General features: G+C 65.2%; 14 protein-coding genes. 7 read left to right on the top strand and 7 right to left on the bottom strand.

What is annotated here, in order from left to right; genetic code table 11:
• Positions 1-101 precede the first annotated feature (101 nt).
• A complete protein-coding gene (locus ACZY1F_RS03800) occupies positions 102-239 on the top strand; it encodes a hypothetical protein (protein ID WP_185261864.1) in 138 nt (45 codons plus the stop codon).
• Entirely contained in the window at positions 236-1,390 is a 1,155-nt protein-coding gene (locus ACZY1F_RS03805) for a N(5)-(carboxyethyl)ornithine synthase (RefSeq protein WP_463940324.1), read from the top strand. Before ACZY1F_RS03800 ends, ACZY1F_RS03805 begins: the two co-directional genes overlap by 4 nt.
• A gap of 88 nt (positions 1,391-1,478) precedes the next feature.
• Here the strand turns inward: ACZY1F_RS03805 and ACZY1F_RS03810 are convergent, their stop codons facing one another.
• Positions 1,479-2,864 carry an MFS transporter gene (locus tag ACZY1F_RS03810; RefSeq protein ID WP_463940325.1) on the bottom strand — a complete coding sequence of 462 codons (1,386 nt, stop codon included), beginning with the start codon at positions 2,862-2,864 and terminating at the stop codon, positions 1,479-1,481.
• A 160-nt stretch (positions 2,865-3,024) separates the two neighbouring features.
• On the opposite strand from ACZY1F_RS03810, the gene ACZY1F_RS03815 reads away from it, so the two are divergent.
• Complete coding sequence (locus ACZY1F_RS03815) at positions 3,025-3,879, top strand: LysR family transcriptional regulator (RefSeq protein WP_463940326.1); 855 nt, start codon at positions 3,025-3,027, stop codon at positions 3,877-3,879.
• 625 nt (positions 3,880-4,504) lie between these two features.
• Here ACZY1F_RS03815 and ACZY1F_RS03820 read toward each other — a convergent pair.
• From ACZY1F_RS03820 to ACZY1F_RS03845, 6 genes are all read right to left on the bottom strand, one after another.
• Positions 4,505-8,023, bottom strand: coding sequence for a bifunctional proline dehydrogenase/L-glutamate gamma-semialdehyde dehydrogenase (locus ACZY1F_RS03820; protein ID WP_463940327.1), 3,519 nt, complete (start codon positions 8,021-8,023; stop codon positions 4,505-4,507).
• A 334-nt stretch (positions 8,024-8,357) separates the two neighbouring features.
• Positions 8,358-8,573 (bottom strand): IS3 family transposase, encoded by a 216-nt coding sequence (locus ACZY1F_RS03825; RefSeq protein WP_463940399.1) that lies wholly within the window; start codon positions 8,571-8,573, stop codon positions 8,358-8,360.
• Between the two features lie 13 nt (positions 8,574-8,586).
• A complete protein-coding gene (locus tag ACZY1F_RS03830; RefSeq protein ID WP_463940328.1) occupies positions 8,587-9,663 on the bottom strand; it encodes an IS110 family RNA-guided transposase in 1,077 nt (358 codons plus the stop codon).
• Between the two features lie 200 nt (positions 9,664-9,863).
• Positions 9,864-10,730: an IS3 family transposase gene (locus ACZY1F_RS03835; RefSeq protein WP_463940329.1), complete on the bottom strand. Its 867-nt coding sequence runs from the start codon at positions 10,728-10,730 to the stop codon at positions 9,864-9,866.
• Positions 10,628-10,927, bottom strand: coding sequence for a transposase (locus tag ACZY1F_RS03840; protein ID WP_463940330.1), 300 nt, complete (start codon positions 10,925-10,927; stop codon positions 10,628-10,630). The genes ACZY1F_RS03835 and ACZY1F_RS03840 overlap by 103 nt, the downstream gene beginning before the upstream one ends.
• A 147-nt stretch (positions 10,928-11,074) precedes the next feature.
• Positions 11,075-12,538 carry an amino acid permease gene (locus tag ACZY1F_RS03845; protein WP_463940331.1) on the bottom strand — a complete coding sequence of 488 codons (1,464 nt, stop codon included), beginning with the start codon at positions 12,536-12,538 and terminating at the stop codon, positions 11,075-11,077.
• A gap of 154 nt (positions 12,539-12,692) precedes the next feature.
• Here ACZY1F_RS03845 and ACZY1F_RS03850 point away from each other — a divergent pair, with 154 nt between their 5' ends.
• From ACZY1F_RS03850 to ACZY1F_RS03865, 4 genes are all read left to right on the top strand, one after another.
• Positions 12,693-13,619, top strand: coding sequence for a LysR substrate-binding domain-containing protein (locus tag ACZY1F_RS03850; protein WP_463940332.1), 927 nt, complete (start codon positions 12,693-12,695; stop codon positions 13,617-13,619).
• A gap of 119 nt (positions 13,620-13,738) precedes the next feature.
• Positions 13,739-14,164 (top strand): aspartate 1-decarboxylase, encoded by a 426-nt coding sequence (panD, locus tag ACZY1F_RS03855; RefSeq protein WP_463940333.1) that lies wholly within the window; start codon positions 13,739-13,741, stop codon positions 14,162-14,164.
• Between the two features lie 51 nt (positions 14,165-14,215).
• Positions 14,216-15,142: an AEC family transporter gene (locus ACZY1F_RS03860; protein ID WP_463940334.1), complete on the top strand. Its 927-nt coding sequence runs from the start codon at positions 14,216-14,218 to the stop codon at positions 15,140-15,142.
• A gap of 13 nt (positions 15,143-15,155) precedes the next feature.
• Complete coding sequence (locus tag ACZY1F_RS03865) at positions 15,156-16,304, top strand: FAD-dependent oxidoreductase (protein WP_463940335.1); 1,149 nt, start codon at positions 15,156-15,158, stop codon at positions 16,302-16,304.
• Positions 16,305-16,381: the final 77 nt, after the last annotated feature.

Consider the following 16,381-nt stretch of genomic DNA (forward strand, 5'->3'; position numbering starts at 1 on the left):
GTCGGTTCCAACTCTTGTACCGTCATCCTCCGGTGGCCGTTAGGCCCTGCCGTGTATCGTCAGAAGTCAGGAACCTCTTCGGTTCCGCTACAGGAGCAATCATGGCTGACAAGTCCCCGCGTCAAGCAGCATCCAAAAAAGCCGGCAAGTCCATCAAGGAAAAGCGCGCCGACAAGCGGGCCGCCGGAGCCCCAGCCACCTCCCTGGACGTCACGTCCAAGGCCGCAAAAAAGAAGTGAGTGGCAAACAGAGCCACCTGACCCTGGGCGTCCTGGCCTCCACTCGGAAACCGGACGAACGCCGCCTCCCCATCCACCCTCTGCATTTCGAGCGGATCGCTCCGGAACTGCGCCAGCGCATCATCCTGGAGCAGGGCTACGGCGAGCGCTTCGGCGTCTCGGATGCCCACCTCGGAACACTGGTGGGCAAATTGGCCACCAAGGAAGCACTGCTGGCGGAGGCCGACGTCGTCCTCCTGCCCAAGCCGCAGCCCGAGGACCTCGCGGAACTGCGGGACGGCCAGATCCTCTGGGGCTGGCCGCACTGTGTCCAGGACCGTGCCATCACGCAGCTGGCCATCGACAAGAAGCTCACGCTGATTGCCTTCGAAGCGATGAACCACTGGGCAAGCGACGGCGGCTTCGGACTTCACGTGTTCCACAAAAACAACGAGCTGGCCGGGTACTGCTCGGTCCTCCATGCGCTCTCGCTCACCGGATCCACCGGCGACTACGGCCGCCGGCTCAGTGCCGTAGTGATCGGCTTCGGCGCTACCGCCCGCGGCGCCGTGACCGCCCTGAACGCCCACGGCATCCACGATGTCCAGGTGCTCACCAACCGGGGAGTCGCCGCCGTCGGCGCCCCGATCCACTCGGTCAACATTGTCCAGTTTGATCACGACGACAAGGCCCCCTTCCTAAGCCAGGTCATCACTGAGCGGGGCCGGGTTCCGCTGGCGCCGTTCCTGGCCGAAAGCGACATCGTGGTCAACTGCACGCTGCAGGACCCGAACAATCCGCTGACGTACTTGCGGACTGAGGACCTCGCGGCGTTCAGCCCGGGCAGCCTTGTGGTCGATGTGTCCTGCGACGAGGGCATGGGCTTCAGCTGGGCGCGTTCCACCACGTTCGCCGAACCGATGTTCACCATCGGCGACCACATCAACTACTACGCGGTGGACCACAGCCCGTCCTACCTCTGGAATTCTTCCAGCTGGGAGATCAGCCAGGCCCTACTGCCGTTCCTTGAGACGGTCATCGGCGGCCCGGAGGCGTGGGACGGAAACGAAACCATTGCCCGCTCCATCGAGATCCGCGAGGGTGTGGTCCTCAACAAGGACGTGCTGGAGTTCCAGCGGCGCGGGGCCGATTACCCGCACCTGCCGGCCTAGCTGGCCCCTGCCGGCCTAGGGTGAACCCGCCGGCCTAGCCTGCACCCAAGGGCCGCGGCGCTTAGTTCGTGCCTTCTTCGCCGGGCTTTTACGCAGCCACCCGGCTGACGATCCGCACCGGATGGCGGCGGTCCTTGAGGTCCACGCTGAGCGCCAACGCGCCCTTTCGGGCCAGGACGACGCCGACAGTCACCGCGGCGAGCGCCGGCACCCCGCCGGAGACCATAAGTGCCACGTGCGGGTCCACATGCTCGGCTATCCAGCCGAGCATGGGCCCGCCGATAGCCTGGCCGCCGATCAGCACCATGATGTAAAGGCTCATGACCCGGCCCCGGATGCCCATGTTGGAGCTGATCTGGACCAGCTGGTTGGAACCGGTCAGGAACATCAGGCACCAGAACCCGGACAGGACCATCACCACGCTGAACCACACCATGGACGGCGCCAGCGCGGCCAGGCACAGCATCAGGCCGTACATTCCGGCGCAGAAAACCACGGACCGGAGCCGCAACTGGCGGCGCCTGGTCGATGCGACAGCACCGGCCAACGCACCCAGTGCCACCAGGGCGTTCAACAGGCCATAGCCGCCTGCACCGACGTCGTACACGCGGTCCGCGAAGGCGGCGAGCAGGACGGGCAGGCTCATGGCGAAGACGGAGATGAAGCCGGCCATCAACCATGGCCAGTAGATGGTGGGCTTGCTGAGCGCGTATTGCAGCCCCTCACGCAGCATGCCCTTTTTCTTGGGGGCTGGAGCGCTGAGGAACAGCTCGTCCTTGCGCAGAAGCAGCAGCATGGTCACGGTGGAGCAGCACGCCAGTGCATTCGCGGCGAAGGCCCAGCCGGCGCCCACGGCGGTGAGCAGCAGTCCTGCCAGTGCCGGGCCGATCAGGCCGCCCAGCTGGAACGTGGTGGAGTTGACGCTGATGGCGTTCCGGAGGTATCTGGGACCTACCAGCTCGTTGACGAACACCTGGCGCGCGGGCTGATCCAGTACCGTGACCAGGCCCAGCAGCAGTGCGATGACGTACACGTGCCACACTTCGATGGCTCCGGTCAGGGCAAGCACTGCGAGTGCCGCCGCGAGGACCGCGGCGAGGCTCTGGCACAGGATCAGGATCCGGCGCTTGGCGAACCGGTCCGCCATCATGCCGCCCCACGGCCCCAGAAGCAGCGACGGCATGAACTGCAGCGCCACCGTGATGCCTACGGCGGTGACGGAACCGGACAGTTCCAGCACCAGCCAGTCCTGGGCGATCCGCTGCATCCAAAGGGCGATGACCGCCACAAAGTGCCCGATTGCGAAGATGCGGAAATTGGGGACTCGCAGGGAGATAAACGTGTGCCGCCAGGGAAGGTGTTCACTGACGGCGGCGATGGGCTGGGTCTGGGTGGAAGCGGCGGAAGCGGACGCGGAGGCGGAGTCGATGACGGGCTGGCTGACGGTTGCCGACGTTGGCGAAGGGGGTGCCACAGGGATGTCCTCAGGGAAGCGGGCGGACTGGGATGCTTCCCACGCTAGGCTGGTTCCAGGTGATTATGTAGCCCTATCGCGTCTATAACTACCATTACAAAGCGTAATATTTCCCCCTCTGACGTGGGTGAACAGCCGGCCGGCAGCCAAGGAGTCCATCGTGTTCGAACCCGCCCAGCTCCGCTCCTTCCTTGCTGTGGCCGAGACGCTCAGCTTCACCAAGGCAGCGGAACGCCTGGGCCTGGCGCAGCCAACCGTCAGCCAGCATGTCCGCAAACTGGAGACGGCCGCCAAGCGCATCCTCGTCAGCAGGGACACCCGCGATGTCCGGCTCACGGACAACGGGGACGCGATGGCCGGCTTCGCCCGCACCATCCTTGCGGCCCACGATGCCGCCACCCGCTACTTCTCCGGCTCGGCCATGCGGGGCCGGCTGCGTTTCGGCACCGCCGATGATTTGGCCATCACCGGCCTCCCCCGGATCCTTCGTGAGTTCCGGCAGGTCTATCCACAGATCAACCTGGAGCTCACCGTGGGCCAGAGCGACCAGCTATACAAGAAACTCAACGCGGGCCAGCTGGACCTGGTGTTTGTGAAGTGGGTGGCCGGCGTCAAGGACGGCACGGTGGTCCAGCACGACACCTTCTCTTGGGTAGGGCTGGAGCAGACGTCCCTGGAGCCCGGTGATCCCATACCGCTGATCGCCTACCCCTCCCCCAGCCTGAGCCGGAAACTGGCCATCGATGCGTTGGAATCAAGCGGCCGGACCTGGCGGATCACCTGCACCACCCGGCAGATCAGTGGCGTCCTGGCGGCACTCCGGGCGGGCATCGGCGTTGCCGTGATGCCGACGTCGCTGGTTCCCGAAGACCTGAAAATCATCACCCGCCGGTTCGACCTGCCGCCGGTGGGCGACGTCGATTTCACCCTGATCCGCAACCCGCTGGCCAACGCCGAAGTAATCGACGCGCTGACCCAGACCATCGTCGGGCGGACGCTCAAAAAGTCGGTCTGACCGAATTTGCCGCAGGATTCAGGGCTGGAAACGAACCATTGAAGTAAAAGCCCGCCTCCTCTATGCTGGATTATCCATGGGGTCAAGCAGTGGCCGGTTCAACACTACGAGTGCGCCCTGCAGCCCATGATGCGGCCGCACTCGGGATAGGCAGCCAATGACGACAGCCGAGAACACCCATTTAGACACTGTATATACCCAGCGACATAGCACTGCACGGCCGCTGGTCACCCATCATTCCAGCCACAGCACCGGCATTTCGCGGGCCGCCGAGTACATCGGCAAGCCCACATGCGACAAGTGCGGCACGGATGAGTTCGTTTATCTCGAGTCCTACATTCCACCGGCGTACCGGCGTGACGGGGCGGTCAGGACACTGGGCGAAGTCGCCTACACCTGCACCCGTTGCGAAAATTTCTCCGCCCACAATGTTCCTGCATCGTGGACTCCCCCAGGCTGGTATCTGGGCTAACTTTCAACGGTCTCCAGGCTCGCCCCGGCGCAGCCCCTGATCACTACTTAACTATTCAATAGCGAAGGCCCGGCAACCGCCCGAAGGCGGCCACCGGGCCTTTTCGTGTTTTCTCGGGTCTTTGGCCGCCCTGTATCCGGCCTGAATCAGCCCCTAGATCAGCGCATCCGAGAGGTGATTCGGGGTGCCGAACCGGTGGGCCGTTATGCTGATGGCCTGCTCGTGCAGGAACGGCAGCAGCTCCACCCGGCCGGCCTCAGTGACGGCGTGGGCGTAGATCGCCAGGTCCGGACGCCCGTCAGTGGCCTCGGCCAGTGCGGTGGCGTCTCCTCCGATCAGGCGTATCCGCGCCCCGGACAGTTTGCCCGCCTTGGCGAGGCGGGCCGCCGAAGCCAGCCAGCCGGCGTCGGACTCCACAGTCACGTTGACGTCCAGCCCGGTCAGCACGGCGCGCAGCTGGGCGGGAAGTTCGACGGCGGTGGACACGGTTAGTGCCGACCCGGCCAGGACCCCGGCGGCGACAGTCCGCGCCAGGTGGGCCAGTGGGGCACCTTCGGAGAGCCGCACCGTGACGGGCAGCGCACAGTAGCGGAAGATGTTCCGCTCCGCGCTCAGCCCGGAAACGTCCTTGGCGGTGCCGAACTCGTCGGCCCAGGCCAGGGCATCAGAGCCCAGGGAGCGCTGGAGCGACTCACGCTCCGCCGGATCCAGGGCCTCTGCGGCGGCGTTCAGAATGCGGCCCACGTCCGCGTTGGTGACGGCTGCCGAGGCTGAGGCTTCCGCGTTGGCCCAGTCGCCGAGGCCGGCGAGGTAGTTGGGTCCGCCGGCTTTAGTGCCGGCCCCGACGGCGGATTTCTTCCAGCCGCCGAACGGCTGGCGCTGCACGATGGCGCCGGTGATGCCGCGGTTCACGTAGAGGTTTCCAGCCTGGATGGAGTCCAGCCAGATGCCGAGCTCGTCCGGGTCCAGGGCGTGCAGGCCGGCGGTGAGGCCGTACTCCACCTGGTTCTGGATCTCGATGGCCTCCTCCAACGTGTCAGCGGTCATAACGCCCAGGACGGGCCCGAAGAATTCGGTGAGGTGGAAGTAGGACCCGCGGCGGACGCCGTAGCGCACGCCCGGGCTCCAGAGGCGGCCGGTTTCGTCGAGCTTTCGCGGTTCCACGGCCCAGGTTTCGCCTTCGCCGAGGGTGGTGAGGGCGTTGAGCAGTTTGCCGTTTGCGGGCTCGATAATGGGGCCCATCTGGCTGGTGGCGTCCTGCGGGTAGCCCACCTTCAGCGAGGTAACGGCGTCAACCAGCTGGTTGTGGAACCGCTTCGATTTAGCCACACTGCCCACCAGGATCACCAGGGACGCGGCGGAGCACTTCTGGCCGGCGTGCCCGAATGCCGAGTACGCCACGTCCTTGGCGGCCAGGTCCAGGTCCGCACTCGGCGTGACGATGATGGCATTCTTGCCGCTGGTCTCGGCAAGCAGCGGCAGGTCCTTGCGGAAGGAGCGGAACAGCTCGGCGGTTTCGTAGCCGCCAGTCAGGATCACGCGGTCCACGGCGGGGTGCGAGATCAGTTGCTGGCCGAGTTCACGCTCGCCCAGCTGGACCATGGTCAGCACGTCGCGCGGGACGCCGGCTTCCCAGAGTGCTTCGATCATCACGGCACCGCTGCGGCGGGCCTGCTTGGCGGGTTTAATCACGACGGCGGAGCCGGCGGCGAGTGCCGCGAGGGTGGACCCTGCCGGGATGGCGACCGGGAAGTTCCACGGCGGCGTCACCACGGTGAGCTTCGCTGGGACGAAAGTGGCGCCGTCGACCCTTTCCAGCTTGCGGGCGGACTCGGCGTAGTAGTGGGCGAAGTCCACGGCTTCGCTAACCTCGGGATCACCCTGGTCGATGGTTTTGCCGGTCTCGCTGGCCATAACCTCCAGGAGGTCGGCGCGGCGGGCCTCGAGGACGTCGCCTGCACGGTGCAGGATCTCTGCGCGCTCGTCGCCGGTCAGCGCGCCCCAGGCTTTGCCCTTTTCTACAGCGGTGGCGATGACGGCGTTGAGCGTGTCCGCGTCCTTGATGGTGGCGGCCTCGACGGCGGCGTTGCCCAAGGTGGAGGCCTGGACGCGGTCCAGGATGGCACGGCCCCAGTCACGGTTGGCGGGAAGCGCCGGGTCCGTATCCGGGGTGTCCTTGAACGAATCGTGCGGCAGTGGCAGCGGCGGGAGGCTGCGGTTCTGCTGCCGGTTGGCCGGGGGGACCTCGTCGTCGAGCGTGTCCAGGGAGGCGAGGAAGCGCTGCTTCTCGCGCTCGAACAGCACTTCGTTTTCGCTGAGTTCGAACACCGCGGACATGAAGTTGTCCTGGCTGGCGCCTTCTTCGAGGCGGCGGATCAGGTAGGCGATGGCGACGTCGAACTCCGCCGGGTGCACCACCGGGGTGTAGAGCAGGAGCGAGCCCACGTCCTTCTTGACCGCTTCGGCCTGGCCCTGCGCCATGCCCAGCAGCATCTCGAACTCGATGCCGGACTCCACACGGCGCTGTTTGGCGAGCAGCCAGGCGAAGGCGATGTCGAAGAGGTTGTGGCCGGCCACGCCGATCCGGACGTTGCTAATCCGGTCCGGGTGCAGCGAGTAGTTGATGACGCGTTTGTAGTTGGTGTCAGAGTCCTGCTTGGTGTTCCAGGTGGCGAGCGGCCAGTCGTGCAGCGAGGATTCGACCTGCTCCATGGGCAGGTTGGCGCCCTTGACCACACGGACCTTGATGGCGGCACCGCCCTGGGCACGGCGTTCGGCGGCCCAGCCCTGAAGGCGGATCATGGCGGCGAGGGCGTCCGGGAGGTAGGCCTGGAGGACGATGCCGGCTTCGAGGTTCTTGAACTCGGGCTTGTCCAGGATCCGGGTGAAGACCGCGATGGTCATGTCCAGGTCCTTGTATTCCTCCATGTCCAGGTTGATGAACTTGGCGGTCTTCCCGGCGCCGGCGAAGGACGCGGCCTTGGTGAACAGCGGCGTGAGCTTCTCCACGACGTGCTCCACGGCCTCGTCGAACGCCCACGCGGAGTGCGGGGCCACGGTGGAGGACACCTTGATGGAGACGTAGTCCACGTCCGGGCGGGCCAGCAGCGTGTGGGTTCCCGCGAGCCGGCGGGACGCCTCGTGCTCGCCCAGGACAGCCTCGCCGAGGAGGTTCACGTTGAGCTTGATGCCGTCCTTGCGGATCTTGGCGATGGCCGGGCCCAGCTTGGCGTCGGTGGCGTCAACGATCAGGTGGCCCACCATCTCGCGGAGCACGCGGCGGGCGATCGGAATGACCACCTGCGGCAGGACCGGTGCCATGGTGCCGCCGAGGCGGACGGCGCTGCGCATGTACCAGGGCAGGAAGGCCGGGACCTTGGGCGCCAGGGCGGCGAGGTTGCGGGCGGCGACCCGGAGGTCTTCGGGGCGGACCACGCCGTCCACGAAGCCTACGGTGAAGTCGAGCCCGTTGGGGTCCTTCAGAACGCCGGCTAGCTGTTCAGCGGAGGCATCCACGGGGACCTTGGCGGCTTCCGTCAACCAGTGGCGCACCAGCCCGATCGCTTCCCCGGCTAGGGCCTGGGCTTCGGGCACGTGGGACGTGGCTGCAACGGCCGGTTCGGCGGCCGTCTTCCCGGTGAAGACGCCGGGCTCCGTTGAAATGTTGGTCATATCTAACACTCGTTCTTTCCGTTGGTGAGGTCGTTCTTTCCACCAGTATGAACTTCCGGTCACATAAGATAAAGCGATGTTTTCTGAGCAATACAGGTTAGAAAACTCAATGCTTTGAATTGCCGTCCGAACGGTCAGGAAATCCCCTCATTTTGGCCAAACGCTCTCTCACTTAACGCGGGTTTTCGGGCAACCCTCTCTCACTTAACGCGGGTTTTCGGGCAACCCTCTCTCACTTCACGGAAAGCCGACATAAACGACCGCACCCTCCCCCACAGGACGTGAGAGAGGGTGCGGTCGTCAAGTTTTTGAGACAGGTCGTCGTTGTTGTTGGTTAGGCGGCCAGGAGTTCCTGAACGGTGGTTTGGTAAGCGGTGTGGGCGGTTACTGGTGGTGCGCCGCCGGCTCGGCGGTTGGGTCGGCGGCGGTTGTACCAGCCTTCGATGTAGTCCATCACGGCGGTCCGGGCCGCGAGCCTGGAACCGAAGCGTTGGTGGTGGTAGAACTCGGTTTTGAGGTGGGAGAAGAAGTTCTCGGCGACCGCGTTGATGCTCCTATAGTTGTCAACCCGCGATTACGCCGGTCGCCGGGGTGGGCTTGAGTAGGTGGTAGACCTCGCGGATGATGTAGCGCTTGAGGCAGCGGATGATGTCGCGTTTGGTTTTTCCTTCGGCGGTTCTACGGGCGACGTAGGCAATGGTGGGTTCGTGGAATTTCATCCTCACGATCGCTGTGCGGTAGATGGCTGCGTTGAGTTGCCGGTGTCCGCCGCGGTTAAGACGGTGGCGGCCAGAGGTCATGCCGGAGCCGGTGGGGATGGGGCTGATGCCGGCGAGTTTGGCGAAGGCGGCCTCGGAGTGGATGCGCTCGGGGTTGTCTCCTGCGACGATCAGGATCTCGGCAGCAGTGTCGGGGCCGATTCCGTAGGCGTCCAGCAGTTGGGGCGCGGTTCGGGTGACTAGGTTCTCGATCATGCCGGCCAGTTCCTTGGCCTCGGCATCCAGGTTCTGCCAACGCCGGGCGATCGAGCGCAGGGCGTGACGGATGGAGTCCTCGGGGGTGTCCAGGGCCCGGGGACGCAGGGCGCCCAGATAGCGGGCGAGCATGATCTGTGTTTTCTCTGCCGTGTCCTTTCGCATCTGTTCCGGGGCATGGATGAGCATGGCTTTGAGTGTGACCATGGCCGCGGAGCGGTCCTTCACGGCGGTGTCGTGGGCGATCTTGAGTTCGCGGATCATTTCCACGGTCCCGTCAGCGGTTTTCGGGACAGCGGTCGCGAATCCGGCGAGCACTGCGCGGGCGGCGTTCTCCGCGTCGAGGGTGTCGGATTTCCCGGCGAGCCTGCGCATGCGCCGGTCGGGGCGGTTCACTTCGACCACCTTGTGTCCTTGCCTGCGGATGAACGAGGTCAGTCCGGCGCCGTAGGAGCCGGTTCCTTCGATTCCGAACGCGATGATTTTGCCGAACGAAACAGCCCAGCCGAGCAGCTGGCCGAAGCCGGCTGAATCGGTGGTCACTGTCAGGGTGTCGAGGATGCCGCCGATCGGATCCATGACGGCGGCGACGTGCACGTGTTTGTGCGTGTCGACGCCAATGACTATGTGTCCTGAGCGGGCGGGTACGAGGGTATCTGGTGCCATGGTGCGTGTTGCCTCCTGCCGGATAACGTGGATATCACGCTGTCGCCGGCGGGTGGACAGGACTGTCATGGGGACGCTGTCGAATGCTGGCTCCAGGCTCCTATCAGGTCACGCCCTGCCCGGCGGCAGTGTTTGTTGCTGCCCGGTCGCCGGGCTGACAGATCAACGCAAAGACACCCGAGGGTCTATCCCAACAAGGGTCAAGCCGTGACGACCAGGACTTCCGAATCTACGGCTGATGATTCGACAAAAACAGTCTGACAGTCCCAGCACACTCCGACCTTGCCCATCGACTGGGTGACCCCGTTGTGGCTGCACCATCTCTGGAACTCTTCGGAGGTGTATTGGGTGCCCCGGTCGGAGTGGAAGGTAACGTCTTTCGCGGCGAAGTGGCCGTGGTTCCGGGCCATTCTCAGGGCCGTCGTGCAGAGGCTGGCGCGCATGTGTTCGGCCATGGCCCAGCCGATCACCATGCCGGAGAACAGGTCGATGACGGTGGCCAGGTAGAGCCAGCCCTCGCCGGTGCGCAGGTAGGTGATGTCTCCGACCAGCCGGGTCCCGGGCACCGCGGCGCTGAAGTCCCGTTTGCCCTGGGGATCGAGCATGTGGTTTTCGATGTGGGCGGTTTTGGCCTGCGGGTCCTGGAGAGTGGTCCGTTTCCAGGCCTGGGTGCGGATGGCACGCAGGCTGTTCTCGCGCATGATGGCCCCGACGGTCGGGGCCGAGACCTTCACCCCGGCCGCGTTGAGCAGCAGGGTTAACTGGTCCCTGCCGGCGCGGCCGGCCTCCTTCGTGTAGAGGCCGGTGACCTTCGCGGCCAGCTCCTGGTGCCGGACCGTGCGCGGCGAGGGGCCCGAGGGCTTGCGCCACCGGTAGAACGAGGCCCGGGAGACCTTCAACGCCCGGCACAGCCACACCACTGAATGCTTGGCCTTCTCCGCTTCGATGAACTCGTAGAAATTCTCTACTTTTGCTTCGCGGCAAAGAAGGCGCTGACTTTTCCCAGGAACTCGACCTCGGCCTTCAGCCTGGCGTTTTCGGCCAACGCCTTTTGGTGCTCGTCCCAAGCGACCGGGCCCCTGTCCTCGGGCGGGACAGGGGCGTTCGGTTGACGTTCCCGATGCCGGTGGAGCCAGTTCCCCAGCGTGCTTTCCTTCACCCCGATCTCTTCGGCGACCTGCTTCACCGAACGGTTCGTGGACAAAACCAGCCGCACTGCTTCCTCACGGAAAGCGGCATCGTACTTTTTTCTGGGCGTGGTCATCTGAAGTGGAGCTCCCATCAAGCTGTCTCAGAAAACCATACGACCGCAGGGTTCGTCGTTCGCGCCCCGAAAGTGGAAGAGCGTTAGGGAAAAACGTACTTTAAGTGAGAGAGCGTCCGGGATGGGCGGCCGGCGGGGACGCCGGGGTCAGCTGAGCGGGCGGTGCATCCCCACGGCTTCCTCGTGGCGCGGGCTGTCCGGGTTCATCAACGAGTGCTTGCGGCCATAGAAGAAGTAGATGGCCAGGCCGATGACGAGCCAGATGCCGAACCGCGCCCAGGTCTCCCAGTGCAGCTGGAACATGAGGAACGCGGAGGCGAGCACACCGAACGCGGGAATGACCGGCATCAGCGGCAGGCGGAAGGTGCGCGGGGCGTCCGGCTTCTTGTAGCGGAACACGATCACCGAGAAGCAAACGACGACGAATGCGGCCAGGATGCCGATGTTCGTGAGGTCCGCGACGGCCTTGATGGGGAACACTCCGGCCAGCAGCGCGGAGGCGACGCCGGCAATCCAGGTGACGCGCTGCGGCGTACCGTGCCGGTCCGTTTTGGCGAACCAGCCGGGCAGCAGGCCATCGCGACTCATAGAGAACCAGACGCGGGTGACACCAAGGAGGAAGGTCAGCATCACCGTGAGGATGGACAGCACGGCGAAGACGGAAATGATGGTGGCAATAACGGGCAGGCCCACCCCGGTGAACGCGGAAGCGAAGCCGGCCTTGGGGTCGATGTCCTTGTAGTTCTGCATTCCGGTGAGAACCAGGGTGGCCGCAACATAGAGGAGCATCGCGATGATCAGGGACAGGACGATGGCCTTGGGCATGTGCTTCTTGCCGTCCGTGGCCTCTTCGGCCGCGGTGCTCATGGCGTCGTAGCCGAACACCGCAAAGAACACTGTTGCCGATCCCGCCAGGACCGGCCCAAATCCGCTGGGCATAAACGGGTTGTAGTTGTTGGTGTCGATGTAGAAGATGCCGAGCCCGATGATGAAAAGGATCAAGACAACCTTGATGGCTACTGCATACAGTTCGAAGCGGCCGAAGGCCTTGGTTCCACGGGACAGGATCCACGTCACCAGCAGGCAGACCAGGATGGCGGGAATGTTGACAATGCCACCCGTTCCCTCATCCGCCGTCGAGGTCATCCACACAGGCAGGTGGATACCGATTCCGGACAGGAACGCCTCCAGGTAACCGGAGATGCCAATGGCCACTACGGCGACGATCGCGATGTACTCGAGCAGCAGGTCCCAGCCGATGAACCATCCAATCACCTCGCCCAGCGCAACATAGCCGTAGGTGTAGGCCGAGCCGGCCCGGGGGATCATGCCGGCGAATTCCGCGTACGACAACGCTGCCGCAGCGGACGCCAACCCGGCAATAAGGAACGAGATCAGCACGGCGGGCCCCACCCCGGGGTTTCCTTCGCTGCCCGCGGCCACCAGGCCCGCGAGGGAGAAGATGCCGACGCCGATGATGCCGCCGACGCCGATGGCTGTGAGCTGCCAGAGCCCGAGGGACTTGAACAGGCCGCTGTGTTTGTTCTCTTCTTCGATGTCGTCGAGCGGTTTGCGCCGCATGATCGACTGGGTCATATCTTTAGGGCTCATCAGGAACTCCTGCGTGGGATGCGGCCCCGTCACGGCGCCCCGGGGAGGGGCTGTGACGGGGGTGACTCAGGTACACCAGTATGCAAGCGCAATTGCGTTAGATAAAGTGACTACTTCTAACCAATATCCATTAGATTCATCAAGGAATGTGGCCATGCTCGATGTCCGTCGCCTGCGGCTTCTCCGCGAACTGAAGATCCGCGGCACGCTGGCGGAGGTGGCGGAGGCACTACAGTACAGCCCGTCGTCGGTCTCCCAGCAGCTGGCCCTGCTGGAAAAGGAAGTGGGCGTGGAGCTGCTCCGTAAAACGGGGCGCCGCGTGCAACTGACGCCACAGGCCGAAGTCCTGGTGGCACACACGGCCCAGCTGCTCGAGACCATGGAGCAGGCGGAGGCGGACCTGGCGGCGTCGCTGACCACCGTCACTGGCACGGTCCGGATTGCCGTTTTCCAGTCTGCGGCCCTGGCCCTGATGCCTGACACGCTCTCGCGGATGACGGCGGAGTACCCGGAGGTCCGGATCGAAATGATCCAGCGCGAACCCGAAACGGCCCTTCATGAGACGTGGGCACGCGATTTTGACCTGGTCATCGCCGAACAGTATCCGGGTCACGCCGCCCCGCGGTACCCGGAGCTGGACCGCATCAAGCTGACCACTGACGCGATCCGGCTGGCCGTTCCGCCGCTGGATTCCAGCCGGCCGCCCATCACCACGCTGGAGGACACTGCCACGCTGGCCTGGGTGATGGAGCCCCGCGGCGCAGCCTCCCGGCACTGGGCAGAGCAGGCCTGCCGGAGTGCCGGGTTCGAGCCCGATGTGCGCTTCGAAACAGCGGACCTGCAGGCGCAAATCAGGCTGATTGAGTCCGGAAATGCCGTGGGGCTGATGCCGGACCTCGTCTGGACGGGGCGGGGCACCACCGCCCGGCTGCTGGATCTGCCGGGGCATCCGCGCAGGACCGTGTTCACGTCGGTGCGCCGCGCCAGCGCGCAGCGGCCGGCCATCCTCGCCGCCCGCGAGACGCTCGCAGCCACCGCCATCTCAGTAGCAAGGACGGACGACGGCGGCGCGTCCGGGTAGGTGCCGGATCGCCCGGTCATTTGCCGGGCGGGCGGGGAACAGGAAGGGGAAACAGCCGCCGTCGCCATGTTTAGTGCGTCACAGCGCGATCCGGGCGCCAACGCTAGACTGGGCGGGTTATGAATCGCACAATGTTCAAGTCCAAAATCCACCGGGCCACAGTCACGCATGCCGACCTGCACTACGTAGGATCGGTCACCGTTGACCTGGACCTGCTGGATGCTGCCGATATTCTTCCCGGCGAGCTCGTAGCCATCGTGGACGTGACCAACGGCGCGCGCCTGGAGACCTACACCATCGCCGGCGAGCGCGGCTCCGGCGTCATTGGCATCAACGGGGCAGCCGCGCACCTGATGCATGAGAACGACATTGTCATCCTGATCACCTACGCCCAAATGACCACGGAAGAGGCTCAGGCCTACAACCCGAAGGTTATCCATGTGGATAAGGACAACAAGATTGTCCGGATCGGAAACGATCCAGCCGAGGGCCTCACGCCGGGCCTGATGCGCCCGCCGTTCGCCCTTAACAACGCCGCCCTGTAGCCGGAGCGTGAGTCCGGGCAAACACCGCCGCCGCAGCCTCGGAGGCTTGTTTTGGTAGGCGTGCTGCAGGGCTTCTTTGTTGTTTGGTTCATCATCATGGTGGGCTGGTTTGTCGGCCGCCAACGGATTCTTGGCGACAACGCCCGCCAGGTCCTCAGTGCCCTGACCTTCTTTGTGGCCAGCCCTGCCCTGCTCTTCGAGACCCTCAGCAAGGCGCAGCTGGGGGAAGTTTTCGCTGAACCGTTGCTGGTCACGGCGGTGTCCGCGGTCTGCACCGCCCTTGTCTTCTTCAGCATCGTGAAGTTCGTCCTGAAGCGCGCATTGCCGGAAGCACTGATGTCCTCAATGGCCGCTTCCCTGGCCAACTCCGCGAACCTTGGCATCCCCATCGCCGTCTACGTCCTGGGCGACGCCAGCTACGTGGCGCCGCTGCTGATCTTCCAGCTGGCCTTTTTCACTCCCGTTTTCCTGATGATCCTGGACGCCAGCACCAGCTCGCACCGCACCACGCCCTGGGGATTCATCCTGATGATCCTGCGGAACCCGATGATTGTTGGCTCCGGCCTCGGCCTGCTCGTGGCCGGGACGGGCTGGGAGGTTCCGCCGTTGGTCCTTGAGCCCATCCACCTCATCGGCGGGGCGGCGATTCCAGCCATGCTGATCGCCTTCGGCATGAGCCTGAGCGGCAGCCGGCCCTTGCAGGCGGCCGCCGGCAGGCGCGTGGACACCCTCCTGGCCAGCGCCTTCAAACTTGTGGTCCACCCGGCCATTGCCTACGTTTTTGCCCGCTTCGCCTTGGGCATCGAAGGCCAGGCCCTGTTCGCGGCCGTGGTGGTTGCGTCCCTCCCCACGGCGCAAAATGTCTTTGTGGCGGCCAGCCGCTACCAGACCGGCATCACCGTGGCCAAGGACACCGTCCTGATCACCACGGTGGTGGCGGTACCCGCCATGATCGGCGTCGCCCTGCTGCTGAACTGACCTGAGGAGCCCTATGGAAACAATCCTGGACACTGTTGTGATCGGCGGCGGAGCAATGGGCTCTGCGGCCGCCTGGGCGTTGAGCCGCCGAGGCCGCCAGGTCACGCTGCTGGAACAGTTCGGCCCCGGCCACCACAACGGGGCGTCACACGGCAGCACCCGCAACCTGAACCCGGGCTACCACCGGCCGGAGTACGTGGCCATGCTGGCCGAGGGGCTGGCGCTATGGGAGGAGCTTGAGCAGGACAGCGGCGAACTGCTGCTTGCGCGCACGGGGATCGTCAACCACGGCCCTGATCCACGGCTCGCCCTGGTGCAGGCGGCGCTCACCGAGGCAGGCCTCCGGGCGGAGTCCCTGAAGCCGGAAGAGGCCGCCGAACGGTGGCGCGGCATCCGCTTCGACCAGCAGGTCCTTTACATGCCCGACGGCGGGCAGCTGAATCCCGAGGCGGCGCTCCCCGTCTTCCAGCGGCTCGCCGCAGCCCGCGGCGCCGAGATCCGGCACCACACCAAGGTGGTAGAGCTGAAAATCATGGACGACGGCGTCCGGCTCACTTTGGCGGACCGAGGCCCTGGCTCCTCGGGAAGGACAGAGGTGGTCACCGCCGCGCAGGCCGTGGTGACAGCCGGCGGCTGGACGGAGAAGCTGCTGTCCGGCGCGGCCGGCAGCGGGAAGCTCAGGATTCCCCGGCTCACGGTCACTCAGGAGCAGCCGGCACACTTCCGCGTCGCCGATCAGGGGTCGGTGTGGCCCGGCTTCAACCACAGTCCGGGACCCGGACCTGCCTACAAAAATTGGTATTCGCCCGTCTATGGGATGCAGACGCCGGGCGAAGGCATCAAGGCCGGCTGGCACGGCGTCGGCCCCGTGGTGGATCCGGACCGGCGGTCCTTCCTCCCCGAACCGGTCCAGCTCGCGGCCCTGCAGGACTACGCCCGGACGTGGTTGCCCGGCGTGGACGCCGACTCGTTCGAGGCCATCAGCTGCACGTACACCACCACGCCGGATGAGGACTTCATCCTCGACCGGATCGGTCCGGTGGTCATTGGCGCCGGCTTCTCCGGGCACGGCTTCAAGTTCACTCCCGTGGTGGGGAGGATTCTCGCGGACCTGGCCACCGGGACCCGGCCCGCCCCGCAGATCTTCTCGGCGGCCCGCTGACGCGACGCCCCTTGGCACGATGCCCCTTGGCGCGAACGTACAGTTGAGGCCCTCCCCGGCGGGGCCTCAACTGTACG

The organism is Pseudarthrobacter xylosi (assembly GCF_055412765.1).